Annotated in this window: 20 protein-coding genes; 7 read left to right on the top strand and 13 right to left on the bottom strand. The window is 68.6% G+C overall.

Translation table 11 applies throughout. From position 1 onward, the window contains the following. Nucleotides 1–182: 182 nt before the first annotated feature. The 3 genes from RJ1_RS04705 to RJ1_RS04695 all read right to left on the bottom strand — a co-directional run bounded on the left by RJ1_RS04705 (nucleotide 183) and on the right by RJ1_RS04695 (nucleotide 3,051). Complete coding sequence (locus tag RJ1_RS04705) at nucleotides 183–1,259, bottom strand: VIT1/CCC1 transporter family protein (RefSeq protein ID WP_073358813.1); 1,077 nt, start codon at nucleotides 1,257–1,259, stop codon at nucleotides 183–185. Between the two features lie 68 nt (nucleotides 1,260–1,327). Beyond that, the gene (locus RJ1_RS04700; protein WP_073358812.1) at nucleotides 1,328–1,996 is read right to left on the bottom strand and encodes a SanA/YdcF family protein; all 669 of its coding nucleotides are present in this window, start codon (nucleotides 1,994–1,996) and stop codon (nucleotides 1,328–1,330) included. A 20-nt stretch (nucleotides 1,997–2,016) separates the two neighbouring features. After that, a complete protein-coding gene (locus RJ1_RS04695; RefSeq protein WP_073358811.1) occupies nucleotides 2,017–3,051 on the bottom strand; it encodes a hypothetical protein in 1,035 nt (344 codons plus the stop codon). 95 nt (nucleotides 3,052–3,146) lie between these two features. Between RJ1_RS04695 and RJ1_RS04690 the strand changes: the two genes are divergently transcribed. Together RJ1_RS04690 and RJ1_RS04685 are read left to right on the top strand one after the other, a co-directional pair. Further along, nucleotides 3,147–3,746, top strand: coding sequence for a TetR/AcrR family transcriptional regulator (locus tag RJ1_RS04690; RefSeq protein WP_073358810.1), 600 nt, complete (start codon nucleotides 3,147–3,149; stop codon nucleotides 3,744–3,746). Between the two features lie 89 nt (nucleotides 3,747–3,835). Continuing rightward, nucleotides 3,836–4,144 carry a hypothetical protein gene (locus RJ1_RS04685; protein ID WP_073358809.1) on the top strand — a complete coding sequence of 103 codons (309 nt, stop codon included), beginning with the start codon at nucleotides 3,836–3,838 and terminating at the stop codon, nucleotides 4,142–4,144. Between the two features lie 6 nt (nucleotides 4,145–4,150). Here RJ1_RS04685 and RJ1_RS04680 read toward each other — a convergent pair whose 3' ends face one another. Beyond that, nucleotides 4,151–5,563, bottom strand: coding sequence for an FUSC family protein (locus tag RJ1_RS04680; RefSeq protein WP_073358808.1), 1,413 nt, complete (start codon nucleotides 5,561–5,563; stop codon nucleotides 4,151–4,153). A gap of 66 nt (nucleotides 5,564–5,629) precedes the next feature. Between RJ1_RS04680 and RJ1_RS04675 the strand changes: the two genes are divergently transcribed. Continuing rightward, entirely contained in the window at nucleotides 5,630–6,154 is a 525-nt protein-coding gene (locus RJ1_RS04675; RefSeq protein WP_073358807.1) for a MarR family winged helix-turn-helix transcriptional regulator, read from the top strand. An 11-nt stretch (nucleotides 6,155–6,165) separates the two neighbouring features. Here the strand turns inward: RJ1_RS04675 and RJ1_RS04670 are convergent, their stop codons facing one another. Further along, the gene (locus RJ1_RS04670) at nucleotides 6,166–7,221 is read right to left on the bottom strand and encodes an SDR family oxidoreductase (protein ID WP_378379668.1); all 1,056 of its coding nucleotides are present in this window, start codon (nucleotides 7,219–7,221) and stop codon (nucleotides 6,166–6,168) included. 90 nt (nucleotides 7,222–7,311) lie between these two features. On the opposite strand from RJ1_RS04670, the gene RJ1_RS04665 reads away from it, so the two are divergent. Further along, nucleotides 7,312–7,629 (top strand): ArsR/SmtB family transcription factor, encoded by a 318-nt coding sequence (locus RJ1_RS04665; RefSeq protein WP_073358805.1) that lies wholly within the window; start codon nucleotides 7,312–7,314, stop codon nucleotides 7,627–7,629. Between the two features lie 5 nt (nucleotides 7,630–7,634). Here RJ1_RS04665 and RJ1_RS04660 read toward each other — a convergent pair whose 3' ends face one another. After that, nucleotides 7,635–8,108 carry a hypothetical protein gene (locus RJ1_RS04660; RefSeq protein WP_073358901.1) on the bottom strand — a complete coding sequence of 158 codons (474 nt, stop codon included), beginning with the start codon at nucleotides 8,106–8,108 and terminating at the stop codon, nucleotides 7,635–7,637. Nucleotides 8,109–8,200: 92 nt separating this feature from the next. Next, nucleotides 8,201–9,016 (bottom strand): DUF72 domain-containing protein, encoded by an 816-nt coding sequence (locus RJ1_RS04655; RefSeq protein WP_073358804.1) that lies wholly within the window; start codon nucleotides 9,014–9,016, stop codon nucleotides 8,201–8,203. 83 nt (nucleotides 9,017–9,099) lie between these two features. Between RJ1_RS04655 and RJ1_RS04650 the strand changes: the two genes are divergently transcribed. The 3 genes from RJ1_RS04650 to RJ1_RS04640 all read left to right on the top strand — a co-directional run bounded on the left by RJ1_RS04650 (nucleotide 9,100) and on the right by RJ1_RS04640 (nucleotide 12,036). Then, nucleotides 9,100–9,420 carry a GYD domain-containing protein gene (locus tag RJ1_RS04650; protein ID WP_073358803.1) on the top strand — a complete coding sequence of 107 codons (321 nt, stop codon included), beginning with the start codon at nucleotides 9,100–9,102 and terminating at the stop codon, nucleotides 9,418–9,420. A gap of 237 nt (nucleotides 9,421–9,657) precedes the next feature. Continuing rightward, a complete protein-coding gene (locus RJ1_RS04645) occupies nucleotides 9,658–10,512 on the top strand; it encodes an LLM class F420-dependent oxidoreductase (protein ID WP_073358802.1) in 855 nt (284 codons plus the stop codon). Between the two features lie 117 nt (nucleotides 10,513–10,629). Further along, nucleotides 10,630–12,036 (top strand): ABC1 kinase family protein, encoded by a 1,407-nt coding sequence (locus RJ1_RS04640; RefSeq protein ID WP_073358801.1) that lies wholly within the window; start codon nucleotides 10,630–10,632, stop codon nucleotides 12,034–12,036. 22 nt (nucleotides 12,037–12,058) lie between these two features. Here RJ1_RS04640 and RJ1_RS04635 read toward each other — a convergent pair whose 3' ends face one another. From RJ1_RS04635 to RJ1_RS04610, 6 genes are all read right to left on the bottom strand, one after another. After that, nucleotides 12,059–13,615 (bottom strand): TerD family protein, encoded by a 1,557-nt coding sequence (locus RJ1_RS04635; protein ID WP_073358800.1) that lies wholly within the window; start codon nucleotides 13,613–13,615, stop codon nucleotides 12,059–12,061. Nucleotides 13,616–13,623: 8 nt separating this feature from the next. Next, on the bottom strand, nucleotides 13,624–14,877 hold the full coding sequence (locus RJ1_RS04630) for a TerD family protein (protein ID WP_073358799.1): 1,254 nt from the start codon (nucleotides 14,875–14,877) through the stop codon (nucleotides 13,624–13,626). A 62-nt stretch (nucleotides 14,878–14,939) separates the two neighbouring features. After that, the gene (locus tag RJ1_RS04625; RefSeq protein WP_073358798.1) at nucleotides 14,940–15,815 is read right to left on the bottom strand and encodes an HAD family hydrolase; all 876 of its coding nucleotides are present in this window, start codon (nucleotides 15,813–15,815) and stop codon (nucleotides 14,940–14,942) included. After that, the gene (locus RJ1_RS04620) at nucleotides 15,812–16,921 is read right to left on the bottom strand and encodes a cysteine protease StiP family protein (protein ID WP_073358797.1); all 1,110 of its coding nucleotides are present in this window, start codon (nucleotides 16,919–16,921) and stop codon (nucleotides 15,812–15,814) included. Before RJ1_RS04620 ends, RJ1_RS04625 begins: the two co-directional genes overlap by 4 nt. Beyond that, on the bottom strand, nucleotides 16,918–18,201 hold the full coding sequence (locus RJ1_RS04615) for a phosphoribosyltransferase family protein (RefSeq protein ID WP_073358796.1): 1,284 nt from the start codon (nucleotides 18,199–18,201) through the stop codon (nucleotides 16,918–16,920). Before RJ1_RS04615 ends, RJ1_RS04620 begins: the two co-directional genes overlap by 4 nt. After that, nucleotides 18,198–19,397 (bottom strand): HpcH/HpaI aldolase/citrate lyase family protein, encoded by a 1,200-nt coding sequence (locus RJ1_RS04610; RefSeq protein ID WP_073358795.1) that lies wholly within the window; start codon nucleotides 19,395–19,397, stop codon nucleotides 18,198–18,200. The genes RJ1_RS04615 and RJ1_RS04610 overlap by 4 nt, the downstream gene beginning before the upstream one ends. Nucleotides 19,398–19,403 lie beyond the last annotated feature (6 nt).

The raw sequence follows: 19,403 nt of genomic DNA, 5'->3' as shown, positions 1-19,403 counted from the left end.
CCCCGACCCCTCCGTCAACTCCGGCCACTCCCGGCGGGGGGAACATAACATCGCCTCTCGACGCTCGCCGGTTACCACACGCCATACCTGGCGGTAACATTTCCGTCCCGATACGCGCTGCGCGCTCGTGCGTGGTTGACGAGTCCCTGCACTCGTCAACCGCGCACGGGCGGCGGAGCCGCTCAGCCGCCGGTTCCGAACAGCATGCCGAGCAGGTAGGTGGCGGCGGCTGCGCCGTACCCGATCGCCAATTGGCGTAACGCCCGTTTCACCGGCGGCCCGCCGGACAGCAACCCCACCACGAGACCGGTACCGAGCAGCGCGATGCCGACCAGCGCGGCGGCGACCACGAGGGCGGCGGTGCCCTCCATCCCGAAGAGGTACGGCAGCACGGGAATCACGGCACCGGACGCGAAGAAGCAGAAACTCGCGGCGGCCGCACCGAGTCCGGTGCCGATGGCCTCGTGCTCGTCGACGGCCTCCGGACTCGAAACGGGCTCGGGCTGAACGGCTCTCCGCAGCACGTCCGCCGCGCGTTTCTCGGCGTCTTCCGCGGGCATGCCCCGCGCCCGGTACACGAGTGCGAGTTCGTTCGCATCGACGTCGAGGAGGGGCACCGCCTCACGGGCGCCCTGCCCCGGCGCCGAGGCCTCGAGCAGTTCACGCTGCGACCGCACGGAGACGTACTCGCCTGCGCCCATCGACAACGCGCCCGCGAGCAGACCCGCGAGCCCGGTCAGGAGGACGATGTGATTGTCGACGCCGCTGCCACTGATGCCGAGCACCAGGGCGAGATTGCTGACCAGTCCGTCGTTGGCACCGAACACGGCGGCCCGGAACGTGCCGGACAGACGATTTCGTCCCCGCGCGGCCAGCGCCCGCACCACCTCTTCGTGGATGCGCTCGTCCGCGCCCATCGCGCGGGTGGCGTCGACATCGGTCGGGTACGGCGACCGGGTCTCCGCGCGCTGCGCGAGGGCCAGCACGAACACCGATCCGAACCGCCGGGCCAGCACACCGAGGATGCGTGTGCGGACGTCACCGCGCACGGGCTTGCCGACGTGTTCGCCGAGCAGTCCGCGCCAGTGCGCCTCGTGTCGTCCCTCGGCGTCGGCGAGTGCCAGCAGGATCTCGCGTTCCTCACCGGTCCGACGTTTCGCGAGGTCGCGGTAGACGGCGGCCTCGGCGCGTTCGTCGGCGAGGTAACGACGCCATTTCCGGACTTCACGCGGACCGGGATCCGGTCTTGCACCAACCATCGTGAGCCTCCCGATCGTCGACGGGAGAAGCCTACCGACGAGCGCATCCCCACCGCGGCGGTTCGACGTCAGTCCTCGGCGGTGAGTGCCTTCCCGAGCGAGTCCTCGGGTTCGGAGACCACCACGGGATCGCGGCCGGACAGCAGGTCGAGGACGGCCTTCGGCCGGGCCAGCGATTCGCGCACGGTGTTCCTGGCCATCGTGATCGGGCGGCACTCGCATCCGGCGTTGACGCCGGCGATTTCGATCCCCGCACCGCGGCACAGCGCCACCGCCCGGGGGACGTGGAAACCCTGAGTGACGATCAGCGCCTTGGTCACACCGTACGTATGGACGGCCCGCGCACACGTGTCGTAGGTGTCGAGCCCGTACCGGTCGCCGACGATCCGACTGCGGTCGATGCCCTTCTCGATCAGGTAGTCTGTCATCGCCGCGATCTCGTCGCCGGATCGGCCGTTGCCGTCGCCCGAGACGAGCACCGCGCGTGCGCGGCCGTCCTGCACGAGTTGCACGGCGACGTCGAGGCGTCCGGCCAGGTACTCCCGGGGTTTGCCGTCGCGCACCTGCGCACCGAGGACGATGACCACGGGCGCTTCGGGTGCGTCGTCGACGTCGTAGACGTGGCCCGACGCCTCACGCGAAATCCACACCGTCGACGCCGCCACGACGAGGACCGCGAGCGCACCGAGTCCCGCTCCGACGCCGACCAGTCGGCGGACGATCCGTCGTTCCCCCATGGCGCCATCAAACCACAGCGTCAGACGGCGGCGACGAGTTCTTCCCGGGCGCGCCGTTCCCGCATTCCGGATACCAGACACAGTCCGAGCCCGAACAGAATCCAGCACGTCAGCACCAGCAGTGCCGCACCCGCTCCGTGTCCGGCGAAGAACGCTGTCGACCGCACCACGGTGCCCGCCGCTCCGGGCGGAAGGAGCTGACCGAACGCACCCCACCCCGACGGCAGCCACGCACCGGTGGTCGCCAGACCGGACAGCGGGTTGGCGAGGAAGACCATGATCACCGCTCCCAGTGCGAATCCCGCTGTGCCCAGCACCGATTCGAGCCCCAGGATAGTCAGCGAGATGGCGGCGATTCCGAGAACGACCGCACCGGCCGTCGTCCAGTAATTGCCGTCGACGCTTCCGAGGCCGAACTGCAGAATCGCCGTCAACACCAGACCCGCGCTCGCGGCGAACAGCACCGCCCCGGCCACCCGCCGGGTGACACTGTGCGGAAACAGCCGCACGAGCACGAGCGCCGGGATCATGCCGCCGAAGACCAGCGGAAGCGCCAACGCGCCGAGACCCGCCCCGGCGGGGTCGTCGGCCGTGAGCGGAACGACGTCCACGACCGGAACAGGCTGTCCCGTTGCCTTGCTCATCCCCGCCGCGAGACCGTTCATCGTCTGTGCGATGGGCGCCCCGCCGGCACCGGCCGACAGGACCGTCATCCCCTCCGGAGTCGCGAGGATTCCGCCGACGACCTCCCGCTGTTCGATCGCCGTCCGGACCGCGCCGGAATCGGGATAGCGCTCGGTGACGAACGCGCCCGGGTGCCCCGCGGCGAGTGCCGTGTCGATCTGGGCCACTGCCACGTCGGGTCCGGCGACGCCCAGCCGTAGGTCGTGCGGACCGCTGTGGACGGCCGGCAACGCGAACGCCAGCAGCATCACGGTGATCACCACCGTCAGGCCCAGCACGACAGCGATCAGTTTCACCGGATCGGACGGGCCTGTCTCCGGCTGTCCGCGCACCGTCTGCGGGTGGAGTGTCCCGGTATCCGAAGTGCTCATCGGACTCCCCTTCACTAAGTGGAGGAAATTCCTCCAGTACTTGTGGAGAATATTCCTCCGGTTATGCTGGGTTGTCAACGAAAAGAGGTGCACTCGTGCGAGCTGACGCGCTGGAACGGCGCAACACCCTGATCAAGGCGGCCCGGGCGGTGTTCGCCGACCGCGGGCACGACGCGCCGCTCGACGCCATCGCCGTGCAGGCAGGCGTCGGGATCGCCACCCTCTACCGGAATTTTCCGAGCCGGGACGAACTCGCCCACGCCGTTGCCCGGACGACGCTCGCCGAAGTCCGCGCACTCGCCGTCCGGGGACTGGACGAATGCGGAAACGACCCGGAGGGGGCGTGGCTGCGGTTCGTCGACGCCGTGGTCGAACTGCGGATGGGAGCGCTGGTTCCCGCACTGGTCAACAGCCTCGACGAGCTGCCGGCCGACGTCCGCGAGTCGAGGGAGCTCACGAAGTCGACGGTCACCGACTTCATTCGCCGGCTCCAGGATGTCGGGCTGGTCCGTGAGGACGTCGTGCCGCTCGAGATCATCATGGGCATCGCCATGCTGACCCGGCCGCACGTGCTGATGTTCGACGACACGACGGCAAATCTGGTTCCGCGGCTGATCACGGTCTTCCTCGCCGGATTGCGCCCGGACGGGGCTCCGCTGCCGCCGCCGATCCACCCGGAATCCGCTGTACCCTGACGAACATGCAGCCAGGGGGGCCTCTGCCACAACCATGGGATCATCCGCATCCGGATGACGGTCGACGACCGCCACTCAACGGATGGGACGTGGCGGTCTCGGCTGCCGCGCTCGTCCTCGCCGTGGCGGTCGCCAGCATCTCGGCGGTCGCAGGTTTGTTCTGGCTGCTCTTCCTGGACTACTGCCCGCCCGAGACCTGCAGCGCCGAGAACGCGTGGATCTCGGTGTGCGTCGCCCTCGCGGTCGCCGCACTGGTGACCGCCATGGGCGGCGTGGTCACGATCGCCCGCATCTCGCGGCGCACCCTGGCGTGGCCGGTGGCGTGCGGAACGTTGGTCCTCTGCGCGGGCGCCTGCGCGATCGGATTCGCCGGTTACGTCTCCGCGACCGGGATCTGAGCCGTCTCAGACCACGTGATGGTGGTCCGTCCGGCTGATCGCGACAGCCGAGACGATCACACCGACCACCACCCCGACGAGCGTGTCGACGACGCGGCTCACGGCGATGTCCGGTGCGACCGCCGACCCGAGGCCGGTGAGCAGCAGAGCCATGGGTGTGATGGCGACGGACGCGAACGCGTAGTTCTTGATGACGACCAGTTCGGTGAGCGTCTGCAGCACCACGATGACGACGACGGTCTGCCAGTACCCCATCGCTGCGGCGATCAGTCCCGCGGCGAGAACGGCGCCCGCCACGTTGCCGACGAGGCGTTGAATCCCCCGCTGCACGGTCTGGCTGAAGTTGAAACCCTGCATCGCGGCCATCGCACCCATCGACGCCCACAGCGGGTGTTCCAATCCCATTGCCACGCAGATCCATCCGGCCAGCGCGGCAGCCGCCGCGATGCGGGCCGCGTTGACGATCCCCTCCCGTGACCGCAGTCCCCGGAGACCTTCCGCGAAGAATCCTGCCGGCTTCGGCAGCTCCGCAGGATCCGCGCCGAAAGCGGAAAGGTCGCTGCGACGCTTCACCTTACGGAGTTCGGGCTCGTGATCGACGAGGGCACGCAGGGTGTCGTGGTCGCGCTCGTGCGCCCACCGATCGACCACCGCGTCGGCCTCGGCGAGCAGCGCGAACAGCTGGTGGGAGTGCCCGTCCCGGCCCCGCCCGCTGTGCGCGATCACGTCTCGCGCGTTGCCGATCGCCTTGCGTGCGCCCGCGATCGCGGCGTCGTCGTGTGCGCGCCCGAGTTCGGCGACTGCGGCGAGTGCCCGTGCCACCGCCAGCCGGGCCGGACCGAGCGGAACGAACAGGCAGGGCGTCATGGCGGCGAGCCAGCCCACGACGACACCGGTCGCGATGGCCACCACGGCCGGGACGAGGTCGGTGAGCGTGGTCGCGTATCCGACGGCGGCGGTCGCCGCGAAGATCAGGATGACGGGGCCGGGGCCGGCGATGCGGAATGCCGCGAGAAGCCATGCGGCCACGCCCGACGCGACGGCCATGACCGCTATCTGCAGCCAGAGCGACAGTCCCGCCGCGCCGAGGAGCGCTCCCCCGGCGACGAAGACGATGAGCGCGAGACCGACGAGCCCGGTCTTGCGGGCGAGCCGGGGGTACGGCTCGTATCGGCCGAACGCCGCGGTCAGCGCGCCGAGCGCCGCGAATCCCGCGAGGTTGCCGTGCCCGAGCAGGCCCCCGACGATCAGCACCAGAGCCGTCGCCGCACCCACCCGCAGCGCGGGCGCGATGGTCGCATCCGCAGTCCGGACCTCGAACGCACGACGCCACGTGGACGGCGCCACGGAATGGGCCAACGCCCCACGGGAGTGATGGAGCCGGCTGAGGTCGGGTGCGTATCGAAGGGAAGCCTGCATGGCTTCAGCGTACCGTATACTTCACTAGTAAAATAGTTCTGAAATAGTGTGAAGTTGGTCGCTACGATGGTTTTCATGAGCCCTGCCCCACGTCCGGATGAGGACTTCACCGATCGCGTCCGACGCGAATGGGCCGAGACCCATCCCGAAGTGGACACGTCGCCGATCGAGGTGATGGGTCGCATCACCCGGATCGGATCCCAGGCCCTGCAGCAACTCGACCGCGCACTCGACGCGAGCGGGGTCTCGCGGGCCGAATTCGACGTGCTGTGCGTGCTGGCCCGCAGCGATCGGCCCCTGCGGGCCAGCGAGGTCACCGCGGTGACCATGCTCAGCGGCGCGTCCACCACCAAGCACGTCGACCGCCTGGCCCGGCTGGGACTCGTGGAGCGGTTGCCGTTCGAACGCGATGGACGCGTCGTGCTGCTCCACCTCACCGAGACCGGTCGCGCGCTCGTCGACACCGAGTTCCCCCAGCGCGTCGAGCGGGATCGCCAGTTCCTCGACGGACTGGACGAAGACGAATGCGCCGTGCTGGCCGGACTGCTCCGGCGGATCGCCGCCAACGTCGAATCCGGAATTCGCCGGTAGCGACGTTCGCTTCAGGGAATGATCTTCCGGGCCCGGAGATCACGAAAGATGTCGAGGAACATCTGCGCGGTTTCGACGTGACGGTGGAAACCCAGCCGACGCGCCTTCGACCCGTCGGCGATCACGTCGTAGTCCCAGCCGAAGACGAAATCACCGAACGCCCACGACGAGACGTCCGAATACGGCGTGGGTTCCAGCCCATGCTTCGCGACGAGACCGTTCCACACCGGTTCCTTGTCGGCCATGACGACGTCCATCGACATCGGCAGCGGCGGCGCGACGTCCAGTTCGAAGAACTCTGCGATCTTCGGCAGCATCTCGTCCCACCGGAACAGATCACCGTTGTTGATGTTGAACGCCTGGTTGGCGCGCTCCGGGGTGGTCGCGGCCCAGACGGTGGCCTCGGCCAGCAGTCCCGCGTCGGTCATCTCGATCAGACTCGTGTACGCGCCCGGCTTGCCCGGAAACCGCAGTGGCACTCCGAGTTCCTTCGACATCGTCGCGTAGACCGCGATCACCAGCGCGAGATTCATCGGGTTTCCGAGCGCGAATCCACACACGACCGACGGGCGGATCGCGGACCACGTCCAGCGCGTGCCGCGCTGACGGTCCTCGAGGAACTGCTGCTGATCCACGTTGAACTCGGGCGGCATGTGCGGCGGGTCGCTCTCCCGCGCCGGCGTCTTGAACGGTCCGAGGTGGGCGCCGTACACCTTGTAGCCCTGCATCAGGCTGATGTGCTCGAGCCCCGCCGCCACGGGTTCTATCGCGTTCACCGTGTTGACGAGCATCGCGACGTTGGGAGCGACGAGTTCCGCCCACGACGGCCGGTCCTGGTAGGCGGCATAGAAGATGTGGGTCACGTCGCGAAGTTCGCTCAACTTCTCGGCGGCGTCGTGCTCGTCGAGGAGGTCGACCGCGATGTGGCGCACCCGATCGGTGTCGACGCCGCCGCGGCGGGACAATCCGACGATCTCCCACTCCCCGGTCGCCTCGAGATGGTCGATGAGATTTCCGCCGATCACCCCACGCGCACCGACGACCACTGCCACTCTGCGTTTCGCCATCACCGTCTCCTATCGGTATATCGCGAAGTTGCGATATACCGAGTGAAGCACACATATCGGAAAATCGCGATATCGCGGTACGATTGCGGTGTGAGTGAACTTCCGGACCCGACCGACCTGGCCCTGGTCTTCAAGGCGCTGTCGAATCCGACGCGCGTCCGCATCCTGCAGTGGCTGAAGGAGCCGGACAGCTTCCCCCCGCAACTCGAACCGGCCGAAGAAGTGGGCGTGTGTCTGAAGCACATTCAGGCGAGGGCCGAGGTGTCACAGTCGACGGCCTCGCAATACATGGCCGCCCTACAGAACGCGGGGCTGGTGACCAGCCATCGGATCGGCCAGTGGACCCACTACCGCCGCAACGAGGAGCAGATCGCCCACCTGGCCGATCACATCCGTACCGAACTCTGAACGGATCAGGGCATCTCGACGGTCTCGGCGCGCGCGATCTCGTCGAGCGCGCGACGGACGTAGCCGTCGGCGGGAACCTCCGCCGCACTCAGGAGATCGGCGATCACCAGGATCGCGGCCTCCACCGCCCGCTCGGGCCTGCGCGGGTTCTCCTCGACATCGGCCACCCCGAGCGCGCCGGTCAGCACGGTGACCAGCGAGTCGACGTCGACTGCCGGAAACCACAGCGCCGACGCCCGCACGCATCGCGTGAGCACGTCCTGCACGTCCTCACCCGTCAGACCGTCCGGGTGCAATGTCTCGAGCAATTCCCGGACCACCCCCGCCAGCACCGCACCGACCTGCTCCGCGGGCAGGGCCGCCAGATTCTCCGTCGCCTCGGTCAACGCCGCCGCATCCGACGCACGCGCCGCGACGAGGGCGGCATCGAGCGCGTCGGCGATGTCGCGCGCGACAGCAGGCCAGTGAGTGGGCCACATCCGATAGATCCTCTTCTCGTGTCCGTCGAACCGGAGAAACTGTCCCACAGGGCACCGACAGGGCGGCGCACTGTCCCATAGGGCACTAGCAGTCAGCCCAGCCGCTCGATCAACCGCAGCGCATCGAACGGCGCGTATCCCTTCATGTCGTTGTCGAAGTACGCGAAGCAGTCGAGGCCCTCCCCGATGCGGCGCTCGATCTTGCGAGCCCACTCGTCCAGGGCCTCGTCGGTGTAACCGCTGGCATACAACTCCTTGTCGCCGTGCAACCGGAGGTAGACGAAATCGCTCGTGACCGCTTCCACGTGCGGGTACCGGCCGGCGGTGTCGGCGACGACGAACGCGACGTCGTGCGCGCGGAGCAATTCCCTCGCCTCGTCCGTGCCGAAGCTGGGGTGCCGGACTTCGAGTGCGTGACGCACCGGGCGATCGGCGTCGGTCTCCGCCCACACCCGGTCCTCGGCCAGCTTGTCGTCGTGCCGCGATGCGAGCGCCGCGGCCTCGGTGGTCGTCTGCGGCAACTGGTCGAAGAAGGCGGCGAGGCTCGTCGAATCGAACGCGAGTGTCGGGGGCAGTTGCCACAGCAGCGGTCCGAGCTTGGGGCCCAACGCGAGCACCCCGGATGCGAAGAAATTGGCGAGCGCCGTCTCAGCACCGACCAGCCTCTTCATGTGCGTGATGTAGCGACCGCCCTTGACGGCGAACACGAAATCCTCGGGGGTCTCGTCGTGCCACTTCACGTAGCTCGTCGGGCGTTGCAGCGAATAGAACGATCCGTTGATTTCGATCGACGTCAATTTTCCCGCGGCGTAGGCCAACTCCTTGCGATGCGCCAGACCGTCCGGGTAGAAGTCGCCCCTCCACCCCGGATACGTCCAGCCGGAGATGCCCACTCGGGCCTGCGCCATCTCACGACCCTAGCGCCGGAACCTATTGCATGTGGCCCGTCCCGGGAGAACCATGAGAAGACACCACAATCGAGGAGGCACCGATGCCGAGATACCTCTGGCAGGTCACGTACTCACCCGAAGGCGCGAACGGACTGCTCGCCGAAGGCGGCACCGCACGACGCGACGCGATCACACAGATGGTCGAAAGCGTCGGTGGCACAGTCGAATCCTGCTACTTCGCACTGGGTGGCCGGGATCTGTTCGTGATCGGCGACGTGCCGGACGACGTCGCGGCCGCCGCACTCGGTATCCGCACCACCGCCTCCGGTGCGGCGAGGTCCGAATCGGTGGTGCTGCTGACTCCGGAGCAGGTCGACGACGCAGTGCGCCGGGACGCCGAGTACCGGGCCCCGGGCAGCTGATCGACCTCCTGCGGTAGCGAATATCGTTCTGCAGGATGATGTGCGGCCGCGCAGCCGGCCGATACCGTCGAGCAATGTCTTGGCAACGCGACGCCGCCGACCGTGGCGGGTTCGAGCAGGTCGGCGAGCGTTCGCCGCCGCGGAGGCACTGCTGTTCCGGTCCTGGCTGCATCAGATCTGAGACCACGTACTCGAGAACACCGGAATGAATGCCCCCGAGGGAAGGTTGCACGCCACATGACGGAGACCACAGCAGAAACCCCGCAGCTAGGACAGTTCGGCGTCTGGCGTCACGCCGGCGGATTGGCACCCGAAGTGGGTGCGGCGATCGAATCGGCAGGTTACGGCGCGATCTGGATCGGCGGTTCCCCGCCGGCCGACCTCGAGGTGGCCGAGCGGCTGCTCGACGCGACGTCGTCGATCACCGTCGCCACCGGCATCGTGAATATCTGGACGGCGTCCGCCGAGGACATCGCGAAGTCGTTCCACCGGCTCGAGGACCGCCATCCGGGGCGCTTCCTGCTCGGCATCGGCGTCGGCCATCCCGAGCAGCCCGGGCTGAACTACAACAAGCCGTATGCAGCGCTCGTCGAATATCTCGACGTCCTCGATGCTGCCGGCGTACCGGCGGGGCGACGGGTTCTCGCCGCGCTCGGACCGAAGGTTCTCGAGTTGTCCGCGGCCCGCGCCGCCGGCGCCCACCCGTACCTGACCACTCCGCAGCACACCCGTGAAGCGCGTGAGCTGCTCGGGCAGGGTCCGGTGATCGCACCGGAGCAGAAGGTCGTGCTGGACACCGACGCGGAAGGGGCGCGTCCGATCGGACGTGCGGCCGTCGAGAATCCGTACCTGCACCTGCGCAATTACGTCAACAACCTGAAGCGGCTCGGCTACACCGACGAGCAGATCGCGAACGGGGGCAGCGACGACCTGATCGACGCGCTCGTCGCGCACGGCGACACCGGGTACATCGCGGGCCGCCTCCGGGAACATCTGGACGCCGGCGCCGATCACGTCGCCATCCAGGTCCTCCCCGCCGGGGAGGATCCGATCCCTGCCCTGCGGGAACTCGCAGGCGCGCTGGAACTCTGAGTTCCGCTAACGAAATGATGTGATGACGGGTACCGCATACTGAAAGGGGTTCGCCGAAACGGTCGGGGTATGGTCCCCTTCTGAACGGCAGGCAGGACTGAACGCAAGGTAGGAACTGTGCAAGAGCCAACGCCACGTCCGGTCGGCCCGTACGCTGCGGGGCCGCCGCCTGCCGCCCTGACCGTTCACTCCGCGAGACTCGACCATTTCCGCACCGCGGAGCTGTGGCGGGCGCTGGTCATCGGCGTGGTCGTCGTCGCATACACACTGTTCGCGCTGGTCACCTGGCCATTTCGACGTCGCGGCCGCACCCTTGCGGACGCGGCGTCGGAAGGCCTGGTCAACGGTTTCGAGGTGCTGGGCCCGACGTTCGTCAAGGTCGGGCAGCTGATGGCGTCGTCGTCCGGGGTGTTCCCCGCCCCGCTCGCCAACGCATGTCTGCGATGTCTCGACGACGTGCCGCCGGTGCCGGCGCAGGACGCGCGCCGGGTGATCGAGGAAGATCTGGGACATCCGGTCGACGCGCTGTTCGCGTCGTTCGACGACGTCCCCCTCGCCGCCGCATCCGTCGCTCAGGTGCACGGTTGTGTTCTCCCCGACGGCCGCGAAGCCGTCATCAAAGTGCAACGCCCCGACATCTTCCGGCGCATGGTGGTCGACCTGCGGACCGCCTACTGGGGTGCGCGCGTCCTCGAGAAGCTGTTCGAGTTCTTCCGCATCGCCAACGCCACCGCCATCATCCGCGACCTCCACGCAGCGACGATGACCGAACTCAACAGCGCGGTGGAAGCCGACCGGCAGGCGCGGTTCAGGACGAACATCGGCGCGTTCGGCGACAACAAGGGCGTCACCACCCCCGAGGTGTACTGGGACTACTGCGGCCCGCACGTGATCTGCATGGAACGCATGTACGGCCTGCCGCTCGACCGGTTCCCCGACCTCGTCCACATGGACACCCGCATGCTGATCCGCCGCGGCGTCAAGGTGTGGATCGAATCCGTGATCCTCCACGGCCCGTTCCACGGCGACGTGCACGCCGGAAACCTGTGGGTCCTCGACGACGGCCGGATCGCGATGCTCGACTTCGGCATCGTCGGCGAGCTCCCCGAGTCGTGGCGGCAGATCCTCCGCGACATGTTCTACGCGACCCTGATCGACGGCGACTTCTCCCGCATGGCCCGCGGAATCCGCTCCCTCGGCTACGCGACGGACAACGACGCCACCGACGACGAGATCGGACTCCAGGTGGCCGCCGCCCTCGCGCCGCTCCTGGGCCGGGACCTCGGCGAACTGCGGCTCAGCGAACTCATCATGGCGCTGATCGGCATCGGCAAGAAATGGGGCGTCGCCAGCCCCGAAGAACTGGTGCTCTTCGGCAAGCAGCTGGGCTATTTCGAGCGCTACGCCACCGAACTCGCGCCCGGCTGGGTGATCGGGAAGGACCTGTTCCTGTTCCGCAACGTCTTCCCCGACGCCGTGGCAGCGAAGGCCCGCGAACTCGGCGTGGAACTGCCGGACGAGTGACGACCGCCCGCTGACGGGCGACTCAGTGCCCGGTCAGCGAACCCAGCACCGAGGCGCGGTGGAGTGGGTGGTCGGGGAGCCGATCAGGGGTGAGGATCCAGTCGTTGCCCGTCCACGGGTCGGAGACGGTGAGGACTCCCGACGTCGGAACCTGTTGCGCGATGCGTTCGAGCACCGCGACTCCCGGATCCGAGTCCGCTCCGGCGCTGTCGCCGACGATGATCAGCGACGTCCCGACCGCGGGGCCGTGATCGGCGAGGTGCACGATGCGGGCGGCGTCCTCGGTGCCGTATCCGTGCGGGAAATCGCTGAGGATCACCAGGCGCGGCTCCGGCACGGCGTCTCGGATTCCGCTGCGGACCGCCATTTCTGCGAGGTCGACGCTCTCTGACACCGCGGTGAGACGGGCGGTGACGTCAGAGGCCGAGGTCACCACGGGAGACGCCAGCAGCGCGCCGAGGGGTTCGGTGAGCGTGCGCAGTGAGCCGCTGAGGTCGACCACGTCCAACCGCGGTGCGGCTGCCGGCGACGCCACCAGCATGCGTACCGCCAGCGCCGCGACCACCGGAGCCGCCTCCGCCGGACCGCCGACGATCCACAGAGGACGCCCCAGCGGGTAGTGGACGCAGAACGGCACCCGTAGCTCACCGAGATCGGGAGCGGACAACTCGCCGAGCCTCAGTCCGTCGGTCACCGCGCTACTCGTGACCGGGCTCGTCCAGACAGCCGACTCGAAGGTGGCCAGCGACCGCGGGAGCAGAGGGTCGATGGCGCGGAGTTCGTCGGCCAATTGTGTGGTCTCACCGTCGAATTTGCGCTGCGCCTCGGCGACGAGGGCATCACACCGCTGCTGTGCGTCGGCCTGCGACTGCACGACCGCCGGACTGTTGCGCGTGGACGGGTCGGCCACGGACGCGGACAGTTCGTCGTCCAGGCGCACCTGCGCGTACTCGCGCGAAGACCGGAACGACGCCGCAGACCGGGCCGCGTCCTCGAAGATCATCCACGCTCTCTCGAACGAGTGTGCCGGGTCGAGCGGTATCCCCGCAGGCCCGGGTACCGCCGGAACGTCCGCGGCGGGTTCGTCCACCTCGACGCCGTGCCGGGTGATCAGTTCGGCCAGACCGCCGTCGTATCCCTGCCCGACGGCCCGCACCTTCCAGTCGGAGCCGCGGCGGTAGATCTCGAGGCAGATCGCGGCCGCCTCGGAACCGACCAGCGGAACGTCGAAAACGACCAGGGGAAGACCATCGTCGTCGGTGAGCGTGGCCGCGAGTCCCGCTCGGGCCAGCGTCGACGGACCGTCCGGGGCCGCCGGATCGACGCTGACCACGCACAGCACCGCCACCGCGGAGGCGTCCACCTCGTCCAGTCGCAGCCCGACCGTGCCGTCCGCGTCGAGTGCCACACCGGCGGCACGCGGCTGGTTGTAGAACACGAAATGGTCGGACGACAGGGTGCGCAGATCAGCGTCGACGATCAACGCCGACACGTCGATCGGCGTCGCGTTCTCGGCACGGAACCGCAGTATCCGCGACGGGAGCGGGGTGTTCTGCCCCGCAACGAGGTGGACCGTCACCGCCGCCCCTAGACGCCGAGGAAGCGGGCGAGTTGAGGCGCAGCCTCGCCGGCGTGCTTGGCCTGGATGCCCTCACCGATGGCCTGCAGCTTCCACTCACCGCCCACCCGGTACACCTTGGCCATCACCATTCCCGTGAACGGCATCCCGCCCTGCAGCGTGAACCGGGCGAGTTCGGCGTGCGACGTGGTGTCCACCAGACGGCAGAAGGCGTTCTTCACCTGCTCGAACGTGTGTCCGCGGTAGGACGTCACGATGAACACGATGGTCGAGACGTGCGGCGGAATGCGGGTGAGATCCACCAGGATCACCTCGTCGTCGCCCGCGCCCTCACCGGTGAGATTGTCGCCTTGATGCCGGATCGACCCGTCCTTCGACGTCAGCTGTCCGTAGTAGGCGACGTCGACCATGTTGTTGTCCGCGAACAGGACCGCGGACGCGTCGAGGTCGACGTTGGCGGAACGGTTTCCGAACATGCCGCGCTTCTCGATCGGATCCCAGCCGAGTCCCATCTGGATGTACGTCAGTGCGACGCCACCGTCCTTGCGGAGCGTGACCTTCTGCCCCTTGGAGAGGCTGACCGGGCGCGCCTTGGTGAGACTGACCTCGGCGGGAGCGGCGGGCGCGGCTGGTGCAGCGGGCGCGGCGGGAGCTGCAGGCGCAGGTGGTGCAGCGGGCGCGACCGGTGCGGCCGGGGGCGGGTAGGCAGCTGCCGGAGCGGGCGGCTGCTGAACGGGGGCCGCCGCGGGTGCGGGGGCGTCGTCGACGGACACGCCGTGATCGGTGACGAGTGCGGCGAACCCGCCGGCATAACCCTGCCCGACGGCCCGCACCTTCCAGGCGCCCTGCCGCCGGTACAGCTCGAGCGCGATGACGATCGACTCGGAGTTCAGACCCTCGATCTTGTACTCGTACAGCGAGTTTCCGGCGCCGTCGGCGACCCGGGCCGTCGGCGGGGCGGTGCGGCCGAAGTTGCTGTTCGCGTCGTCGAGCGTGATCACCGCACGCACCTGGGCGATGTCGGCCGGGACCGCGCCGAGGGACACCTTCAGCGACGCCGCCTGACCGGGCGCTCCGGGGACCAGTTGCACACCGGGACCGGTCGGCTGGTTGAAGAAGACGAAGTCGGCGTCCGAGCGCACCTTCCCCGACTCGGTCACGAGCAGCGCGGACAGGTCTGCGGCGGCCGTCAGTTCGAGGGAGACGATGACGTCGGCGACGCTCAGTGGGCCGTTCTGACCCTTGGCTAGCGGTGTGGACACTGCGGTGATTCCTTCACTGTGGGAGCGTCGGGTTTGTCCCGTTTGGTCTGTTTGCCTACAACCTACAAAAGAGAGCCGACCGCCGTCGTCCCCGCACCCCGCGCGACGTGGTCCGCGAACCAGCGCAGAATCTCCTCACCAGCGGCGATACCGCTGCTTCCGGTGACCGACAAGGTCGGATGCTGCCAGTCGAGCGTTTCGAGTTCGCCGTGCCGGGGCCGGATGGCGGCGTCGGCGGCGCTGAGCATGTTGGCGTCGAGGGCACCGTCCCCGGCCGCCAGCACGGGGGCCTCCTGTGCGAGGACCCCGTCGTCGACGAGCCGCGAACGGACCTCCGCAACCGCTCGGCTCTTGCACACCGCGTCGGGCATCGTGTAGATCTTGCGACCCTGCCGGGACGCTCCCCACCCGCGTTCGGCGCACCAGTCGTGCCACTCCTCGACGAAGCCCGCCGGCATCGCGTCGAGGTCCACGACGAGGTACGAGAACAACTCGTCGGCCACCCGGGACGCCCGCACCCAGCTGTCGTCGATGCGACGGCTCAGTTCGGCGCCGACCTCCACGAGCGACGCTCCACCGTCGGCCATTGCGATGTCGACACCCGACCGCCAACTCCGGTCGGGGACGCCGTCGACGAGGATGTTCCCGCCGTTGGTCGTGATCGCGTACCGCCACGGCGCACCCGGCAGGTCGATGCGCTGGAACTGCGCGACGGTGCGCGTGGTGGTGGGCACCACGACGGCGGACGCGGTGAGCTGCCGCAGCATCGCCTCTGCCGCCGACGTGACGTAGGACAGCGGTTTGCCGTCGTACACCTCGACACACAGCAGATCCTCTTCGCCTGCCCTCGCCACGTCGCTCTCGGTGACGGCGAGTTCCATGGCGCCGCGCGAGTAGATCATGGTCCGGTCGAGGTCGGTGGCGATCAGTGCGGTCATGTCAGATCCTTGATCAGGCCCATGCACGAATACGCCAGGCCGGGAACCTCTTCGACGGGGACGGAACGCGCGGCGGCGAGCAACCGGATATGCGCGTGCTCGGGGGCGTCGAGGTCGCGGACGAGCACCCGCCACGGCACCCGGCGCAGCAACACCCGGGTGGTCTCGCCGACACCCGGCTTGACGAAGTTCACGCTCCGGATGCCGTACTGCTCCCGGACCGCCTCGACGGACTTCCAGCCGTCCCACGTCGGCGTCCGATCCGACCGCAGCAATTGCTCGACGTCGCCGGGAACGTGTCCGCGCACGTCGCCGAAGGACGCGCTGACGGAGTCGAGGAGATGAGTGGACACGTCCTCGCCCGCGAGATGCGCGTAGAACTTGGCGCCGTGGAAGTCGCCGGGGCCGATCAGCGTGTCGTTGAGGACGGTGCGCGACACCAGACCCGACACGGTGGAGTTCAGGCACGCCGAGGCGATCAGGAAGTCGTCGCGGGTGCCGAACGTGCGGACGCAGTGCCCGGGATCCGCCAGGACCGCGAGGTCGCCGTTGAACTCCGCGCCTCCGGCCGCGCGGTAGTCGGCGAGCGCCTGCGACAACTCGCGTGCGATGGCGCCCTTGCCCGTCCAGCCGTCGACGAAGACGACATTCGCCGGGTCGTGATGGCGCGCAAGGTAATCGAGAGCGACGGCGTCGATTCCCCGGTCCCGGACGATCGAGACGGCATAGTGCGGCAATTCCAACCCGTGGACGTCGCGCGCCCAGCGTCGCATCAGCACACCCACCGGCGTGCCCGCCCGCGCCAGGGACACCAGCGTGACGTCGCGGCCCCGCTCGGTCAGCACAAGATCGGTGACCGTTCCGACCGCGCGGGCCAACCGAATGGAACTGTCCTGCAGCACCTTCTCGAACAGCTCGCGGTACTCGGCGTCCGGCTGGTACTCAATGGGCAAGGTCTCCGCGTAGTGGGCGTCGCCGGACTGGATGCGGCGTTCCCGCTCGGCGACGTCGGCTTCGAGGTCGACGTGCGACAGGTCCTTGAGGAGCCATGCCACCTCGTCGGCGGCGTACGAGCCGAAGCCCGGACCGGTCAGCGGCGCCGTCACGATCCCGCTCCCGCACGGGCGGCCCGCAGCGACCGCGGGTCTGCTCCGGACACGACACCCAGGAGCACGTCCGTTCCCGACGCGGTGAGGACGTCGAGGAGACCGCCGGACGCGGTGAGCCGGTCGGTGTCCGCCGGTGAGTCGATCACCGTGACCACGACGGCGTTCTCGTCCGGCCACTGCGCGTTGTACACGAAACGCGGCTGGTCCTCACCGACCTCCGGCGCCGTGAACCGGAATCCGCGGCGCAGCGGATACCCGGGCATGTCGAGGACGTAGGCGGGTGAGCGCGTCGTCGTCTGGAATCGGACCCGGAAGCCGGACGCGGACAGCACTTCCGCGATGCGCAACGGCAGGTACATCAGTTCTTCGTGTCCGACGACGATCACCGGACGCTGCGGGTCGAGCCGGTCGCCGAGCGCCGCAGCCGCGGACGCGACGGCCGCGTCGAACTGCTCGGTGTCTTCCCGCAGGAACCCGTGGCGCCCGCCGTCCGGAACTGCTGCGGGCCAGCCGAGGTCGACGCGGTCGACGGTCCCGCTCCGCTCACCGACCGGATTGAGCACCGGATCAGGAAGGGCGCCGACGGATTCGATCAGCCCGTCCGGAAGATCGGTGCGCCCCACCGCCAAACTGACGCTGTCGATCTGCACCCCCAGTTCGGCGGCCGCGGCGTCGACGGCGTCCCGGTGATCCTGTGCGCGCATGTCGACGAGCGAGGCGATCACGTAGCGGCCGCGCGGGTTGTGCAGATGCAGCGCGCGGATCGCGTCGACCGCGGTGGCACCGGTGGAGATCTCGTCGTCCACGAGGACGAGAGGACGGTCGCCCGTGAACAAGTCGGCGGACGTCGGCTGCAGTTGGTGACTGGTCGCGTGCGAGTGCCCCTCCTCGAATCCGGCGAACGCGCCGATCTCGGGGACGTCACGGCGGGTGGAGTGCAGGTAGCACCGGGCGCGCAACCGGGCGGCGACACAGTGACCGAGACCCGTTGCGGTCTCGGCGAACCCGAGCACGACCGGGTCCGCGTCCGGTCCGAGAACGTCGGCCACCAGATCACCGAGGCGGTCGCCGGCGGCGATCACGGCGCCCGGATCGGCGGGCAAATGCTTGCCGAGGACCGTGGAGACGAGCAGGTGGGCGCGGCGCGGGTTGCGCCGCAGTCCCGGTTCGACGAGGTCGGGGACCGTCATCCCCGTGTCTGAATCGACATGGGTGAAAGTCAGTCCCAGATGTTCCGTGGCCCAGGGCACGGCGCGAACTACGGTGGGCGAGCTCATCGGACGGCCAGAGCGGTCAGTAGATCCACGAACGTGATTCCCTCGTTTGTCACGCCGAACACCTGTGCCCGGACGAGTGTCTTCTCGGCCCAGCTTCGGTGTGGGCGCATTTCGTTCATCTTGTTGCGGTATCCCGACGCCTGGACGCCACCGGCGCTTTCGGCGCCGAGAATGTCGAGTGCATCGTGGTACTCCTCGTGCGTGACCGCCGACAGCGCGTGCACCGCCGCGACGTGGGTGGGGTGGATGACCGTCTTGCCCTGGATGCCGTTCGCACGGTCGAGGGCGATCTCACGCAGCAGACCGTCCAGATCCCGGCTCACCAACTGCTGACGGAACCGCACCTCGTTGTGCTCCTCGAACGGCGTGGCGCGCAGCGTCGGCCGGAACATCCGCTCGTGATCGGCGAAGTACTCCCACACCGGTCCGGTGATCACATGACCGGTGTCGTCGGCCCGGCCCAGGAAGTTGACGATGCCGGCAATCGCGTCGGCGACCACCCGCACGTCATAGATCGTCAGGTCGCGGTCGCGGCGGATTCCGAAGGTGGCGCACATGTCGGTGGCGCCGATGCGCACCGCGAGGATCCGCTCGCGGTGCTCGACCAGCAGTGCGCCGATCTTCGCGAGTTCGTCGTCGCGGGTCTCGCGGTGCACCAGCATCGGCGATTCGAGCACCGGCATCGCGTACAGGTGCTTCCCGAGCCGCTCGGACGCCGCGGCCAACTCGTCGAGGAAGACGCCGCCCGTCGCACTCCCGAACTTCGGGATCACGAACCCGGACAGCACCTCGACGCCGGTGGTCAGCAGGTCGGCGATCCGCCGGAGGTCCTCCGCCGCCCGCACCCGCACGAACAACTGCATGCGCGCGCCGCCGTGGACCGCGAGCCGGTCGAGCGCGTCGACGGCGTTGAGCAGCGCCGCTTCCACCTGGTCGTCGGCCACCGCGTCCTCGAGGTCCAGGACCATCGAGCAGACACCGTCACCGGACCGGCGGAGGATGGTGTCCGCGAGGTCGGACCTCGTCGCCGGCACATACAGCGTCGCGCCCAGTGCGACGGCCAGCACCGTTCGCTCCTCGTCCGGCCCGAGCGCCCGGGGCGCGTGCAGAAACAGCCGGCCGTGCGTCTCGGGATCGAGGTGATGGAAATGCCGAACGTGCTTTACCGCCGACGTAGTCTCTTCGCTAATGCTCATCGTCCC

The organism is Rhodococcus jostii NBRC 16295 (assembly GCF_001894825.1).
In the GTDB taxonomy this organism is placed as follows: Bacteria; Actinomycetota; Actinomycetes; order Mycobacteriales; family Mycobacteriaceae; genus Rhodococcus_F; species Rhodococcus_F jostii.
This window is presented reverse-complemented; position numbering and strand designations above follow the sequence as displayed.